Genomic DNA, 5,212 nt, shown 5'->3' with positions numbered 1-5,212 from the left:
GCGCTCACGCAGCGGATCACGTCGCGGCCGGCCGTGGTGTGGCCCGTGTGGAGCACGCCCCCCATGGTCATCGGTGGAGGCAGCTACATGGACGAGCTGCTCGAGATCGCCGGGGCGCGCAATGTCTTTCACGACATGGCGCAGCCGTCGCCGTCGGTGAGCATGGAGGAGATCATCGCGCGCGCCCCCACGCTCGTGATGGTGAGCGAGAAGCAAGCCATGGCGTTCGGCACGGACAACACATGGCGGGCGCTACCCGCGGTGCGCGCCAAACGCTTCGTGCAGCACGATCCGGCGGTCACCGGACGTCCGTCGGTGGTGCTTGGCATGGCGGCCGTGCAATTGGCACGCGCGCTCCACCCCGCACTCGCCGATTCGCTGCGATGACCGTGGCACCGCGTACGTCGGCCGCGCCGCGCGGCGCATGGCCATGGATACTCGGGCTCGCGCTGCTCGTTGGCGTGTCCGTCTTCGCCATTGCCTTTGGTGCCGTGTCGCTGCCGTTGGGCACGGTCACCGACGCGCTGCGTGGTGTGGGCGACCCGGCGAACGTGAGCATCGTGCGCGAGCTGCGTCTGCCGCGCGTGTTGCTGGCCGCGTTGGTCGGCGCCGGCCTCGCCATGAGCGGCGGTGCATTGCAGGGCACCATGCGTAATCCGCTCGCCGAGCCCTATCTGCTCGGCGTATCGGGTGGGGCAGCCGTCGGTGCGGTGATGGCGATGGCCTTCGGCGTTCAGGTGCCTGCCGTGATTACCGCGTGTGCGTTTGCCGGGGCGGCTGTCGCCACGCTGGTGGTCACGGCGCTGGCGCGCGTCGTCGGCGGGAGCGGCGATACGCGCCTGTTGCTCATGGCGGGGGTGGTTGTGGGCGCCTTCGCCAACGCGGCGATTCTCGTGGCACTGGCCGATGCGCCCCCCGAACGGTTGCGTGGCGCGTTGTGGTGGATGATGGGGAGCGCTGCCGACGCGTCGTGGGGCAGCGTAGGGCGGAGTGCGGCGGCGTTGCTGCTGCTGGGCACGGTGCTCGTCTGGCGCGCGCGCGAACTCGATGTGCTGGCGCTTGGCAGCGAGCCCGCGGCGGCCCTTGGCGTCGATGTCGATCGCGCCTCGCGCCACATCTTCCTCGTGAGCAGCTGGCTCGCTGCAGCGACCGTGGCGGCCGCCGGACTTGTCGGATTCGTGGGGCTCGTCGTCCCCAATCTCGCCCGGGCGTTCGGCGCGCGTCAGCATCGCCCCATGTTGCTGCTGTCGGCGCTCTACGGCGCCGTGCTGCTCGTGGCGGCCGATCTGCTCGCGCGCACGGTCCGCGCGCCGGCGGAACTGCCGCTGGGAGCGGTCACGGCCCTCGTCGGGGTGCCGTTCTTCCTGTCGCAGCTCCGCAAGGTGGCGCCATGACCGCACCCGGTTCAGCGCCGCGCGTTGGCGCCGCCCTCGCGTTCGATGGCATCAGGGTGCAGTACGCCGGGCGCCCCCTGCCGGCCCTGCAGCAGGTGACATTCACCGCGCACCCTGGCCTGGTTACCGCGGTGGTCGGGCCCAACGGCAGTGGCAAGAGTAGCCTCGTACGCACGCTGTTGCGCCGGGCACCGGTTATTGCGGGGCGTGTGCTGCTCGATGACCGCGATATCGCGCCGCTCGACGCGCGCGCCTTGGCCCAGCAGGTGGCCATCGTCACGCAGCGCGAGGAACCGGGAATGCCGCTCTTCGTGCGGGAATTCGTCATGCTCGGGCGACATGCGTGCCGTGGTGCGTTCGGTGCCCCCTCCGATTTCGATCGCGCCCTCGTGGAAGAATCGCTGGTCAAGGCCGGCATCGCCGACGCGATCGATCGCACCACCGACTCGCTGTCGGGCGGCGAGTGGCAGCGGGTGCGCATCGCCCGCGCGCTCGCGCAGGATACGCGCGTCCTCGTGCTCGACGAGCCCACCACCTTTCTCGACATCGCGCATGAGATGGCCGTGTTCGAACTGGTGGATGCGCTCGCGAAGGAGGGACGCACCGTGCTGCTCGTGAGCCACCAGCTCAACCTGGTGGCGCGGTTTGCCGAACACATCGTGCTCCTCGATCACGGTCGGGTCGCGGCAGCCGGCGATGTGAACGCCGTGATGCGCGGAGAGATTCTCGAAGCCGTGTACAACTGGCCGCTCGTGGTGACCCGTGATCCGGCCGTCGGTGTGCCTGCGCTGCTGCCGCTTCGCGGGCGCGGGCGATCGCGATGATGCGCGCCGTGGTCCTCCTCGTCGGCTTGATGCAGCCGCCGGTATCTGGGGACAGTGTGTGGCTCTGTGTGCGTGATGCCCTCAGTGGGGCGCCACTCGTCGGTGCACAGCTGCGTTTTTCTAATGGGGCGTCTCGTACGCTCGACGACGCGTGTGTGTCGCTGCGTCATGTAGCCGCCGAGCTGCGCGTCGCACGTCTCGGCTACCACCCCCGTACGGTGATGCTGGGCACACCGGCGAGCGGAGCAGGAGAGCGCACCATCACGGTCGCCATGACGCCGCGTCTGCTGGGAAGCACGCGTGACTCGAGCGACCGGCCGAGCGAAATGGCGCAACTCGCTACCCAACGCGTCGTGGCCGATGCACCGGTCGCGCCGCGAGCAGGCGTGGCGCCGGCGAGCATCAGCGCGAGGGCGGCGCGCGAACGTGGCACGACGGCCATGAACGGCGTTCTGGCTCTCCTGCCGTACACGTCGCTACGATCGGCGCGTGGCGAGACAGGGCTGTCGTTACGGGGCGCTCGACGGGAGCAGGTGGTGATCACGCTCGATGGGCTACCGCTCAACGATCCGGCAACTGGTCTGGCCGACGTCTCTGACCTGCCGCTCGCCGCGCTGCAATCGATCACGGTGACGCCTGGCGCTGATCCGGTGAACGTCGGCAGTGGGGCCAATGGTGGCGTGCTGGCGCTTGCCTCTGCGGCGAACCGGGTGCTTGCCGTGCACACTGGCGCGTTCGGCCAGGTGGCGGCCGAAGGCTCGTATACCGGTACGCGCGGTGACACGCGCTGGCAGAGTGCGCTCTCGCACCGTCGCGCGGTCAATGATTTCACATTCGTCAATACGGCCGGACAAGCGCCTGTCCGTGAATCACGCGTCAACAACGACGAGTCGCGCACGGTCTTCACCGCCAGTGCGATGAATGGGCGCGCGCACTGGATGGCGCTGGCGTCCCTTGGCGATCGTGGCATGGTCGGCGCAGCGAATGTGCGCGCGTACGACGAAGATCGCGCGCGCACCGCCCGCGTCTTCCTGCGAGGACAGGTGGCCGCGGGCCGCACACTGCTCGTCACGGGACTCCGGCATTTCGACCTGCGCTATCGCGATCCGCAGCGCCCCGTGCTCAATACGCAGGCGACAGCCTCGGCGGCCGACATCGAATGGCGCGGCTCTGCATGGCGGGGGGCCTGGCGCCTAGGAGCTGGTACTGACCACCTCACCGGTACCGGTGCCGTGCGGCAGCGCCGGAGCCGTGGCTTCGCGGCGTGGGGATGGCAGCGCGAGCCCTCGCTTGCACAGCGGCTGGCTGTGGATGCCGGCGTACGCAGTGACCTCGTGCAGGGAGCTGGTATACAGCCAACCGGCGCGGTCGGCGCGACGTGGCGAGCCTTCGGGTCGGCTGCTGGATCGTCCTGGTCGCTGCTGGCCCGTGGTGCGCAGGCGGTGCGCGTTCCCACACTCTACGATCTGTACTTCTCATCGCCGCAGCGGCTCACGGTTCGGGCCCTCGACCCGGAACGGGTCACGCTCGATGCGAGTGCCGGTACGAAGGCAGTGTGGCAGCGCGCACGCTGGCGGGCGGTAGCGGAGGGCTCGCTCGTCACGCGGGACACGCGCAACGCCATCGTGTGGTTTCCCGGCAACTTCGGCTGGAGCCCGGCCAATGTGGGGCTGGAGCGACTGCGCGGTACCGAGTCTCGGCTCGACGTGACCACGCCGCGGTTTTCCGTGAGCGCCTGGCATACATGGTATCGCTCCGAACTACGAAGCGGAGCGCTACTTATTCCCACGCCGTATGTCCCGCAGCATTCGCTGGCCGCCAACGGCGCGTGGCGTATGGGGACGCACACAATCAGTACCAACGTGCGCGTTCAGGGGCGGCGACCGTACACCGCCGGCCCGCGCAATTCGCTCTTCGAACTACCGGCCGTGACCATCGCCGATGTGGCCTGGTCGCAGCGCCTCCGCTTCAATCGCGTCGAGGCCCTCTGGGCCGTGACGCTCGAGAACGTGACCGACGTGCAGTGGCAGTCGGTCCGTGGTTTCCCCATGCCGGGGCGCGGCTGGTCCGCCTCGTTCACGCTCGCGCCGCGGTCGTAATCCGTGGCGCGCGTGCGATGACGAGCGTACACATGTCGCCTCAGGCATCTGTTGCACCGTGGCCTCAACATCCTGTCCGATTCGCCATGACCTCCCAGATCCGCTTCTCGTCCGTTCGCCTCATGCTGCCGCGTACGGTGCGCCTACTCACGGCCTCGATCGCAAGTACGCTCGCCCTTGCGGCGTGTGCCGACAGTGACCCCGTATCCACCACGCCCCAGCCGCCCCGTGGGATCATCGTCCTCGACGGCTTCATTCAGCCGGGATTCACGTTCCTCGGCGACACGGGGACCGCGAGCACCAAGCTGCCGCTGGCACCGTCCACTGAGTTCGACGCGGGTGGATTCACCGTGCAGAATGACACCTTGCTCGCGGTGTCGAGCCGTGGTGCCGGCGACCTACTGTACATCGCCGATGTGCGCACCAATACGTTCCGCCGGCTGCAACTGCCCGTGCGCAGCAATCCGTCCCGCGCGCGGCTCTTTCGCGGCAGCAATGGGCAATCGCTCATCGCGGCGGCGTTGCGCGATTCGAGCGCGATTGCGCTGGTGTCGGTGGCCGGCAGCGCGGCGCCCACGATCACGCGTGTGGCCAATGCCGGACTGTGCCCGACCGACATGTTCCAGTACGACAACGCGACATGGGTAGTGGACGCCAATGCGAACTGCCGTACCAACTACGCCGTGCAGGGCGATGTGCGACTCATTCGCATCCCCAACAGCGGCACCGCGCGTGACACGATCGTCCTCACTGGAGTACGCGGCAGTGGCGCGTCGGCCAACGTGAGCGGCGATGTGGCGTATGTGAGCGCCGGTGGCGATGCGAGCTTCGCGTCGTTCCCGTTCACGCTCATCGCGTCGGGGGCCGTCGCGAAGATCGATCTGCGTGCCCGTCG

At 68.8% G+C, this 5,212-nt stretch carries 5 protein-coding genes; all 5 read left to right on the top strand.

Going from position 1 to position 5,212, the window contains the following annotated elements:
- Window positions 1-387: ABC transporter substrate-binding protein (locus ACIQ6O_RS12490; RefSeq protein ID WP_396208122.1), on the top strand; the 387-nt coding region annotated here is incomplete at its 5' end.
- Complete coding sequence (locus ACIQ6O_RS12485; RefSeq protein ID WP_396208121.1) at window positions 384-1,394, top strand: FecCD family ABC transporter permease; 1,011 nt, start codon at window positions 384-386, stop codon at window positions 1,392-1,394. The genes ACIQ6O_RS12490 and ACIQ6O_RS12485, both read left to right, overlap by 4 nt.
- Window positions 1,391-2,218: an ABC transporter ATP-binding protein gene (locus tag ACIQ6O_RS12480; protein WP_396208120.1), complete on the top strand. Its 828-nt coding sequence runs from the start codon at window positions 1,391-1,393 to the stop codon at window positions 2,216-2,218. Before ACIQ6O_RS12485 ends, ACIQ6O_RS12480 begins: the two co-directional genes overlap by 4 nt.
- An 8-nt stretch (window positions 2,219-2,226) precedes the next feature.
- Complete coding sequence (locus ACIQ6O_RS12475) at window positions 2,227-4,317, top strand: TonB-dependent receptor plug domain-containing protein (protein ID WP_396208119.1); 2,091 nt, start codon at window positions 2,227-2,229, stop codon at window positions 4,315-4,317.
- 86 nt (window positions 4,318-4,403) lie between these two features.
- Window positions 4,404-5,212, top strand: an 809-nt coding sequence (locus ACIQ6O_RS12470) for a hypothetical protein (RefSeq protein WP_396208117.1), incomplete at its 3' end; no start/stop codon positions are given.

The sequence above is a fragment of the Gemmatimonas sp. genome, from assembly GCF_044345575.1.
Classification (GTDB): Bacteria; Gemmatimonadota; Gemmatimonadetes; order Gemmatimonadales; family Gemmatimonadaceae; genus Gemmatimonas.
This window is presented reverse-complemented; position numbering and strand designations above follow the sequence as displayed.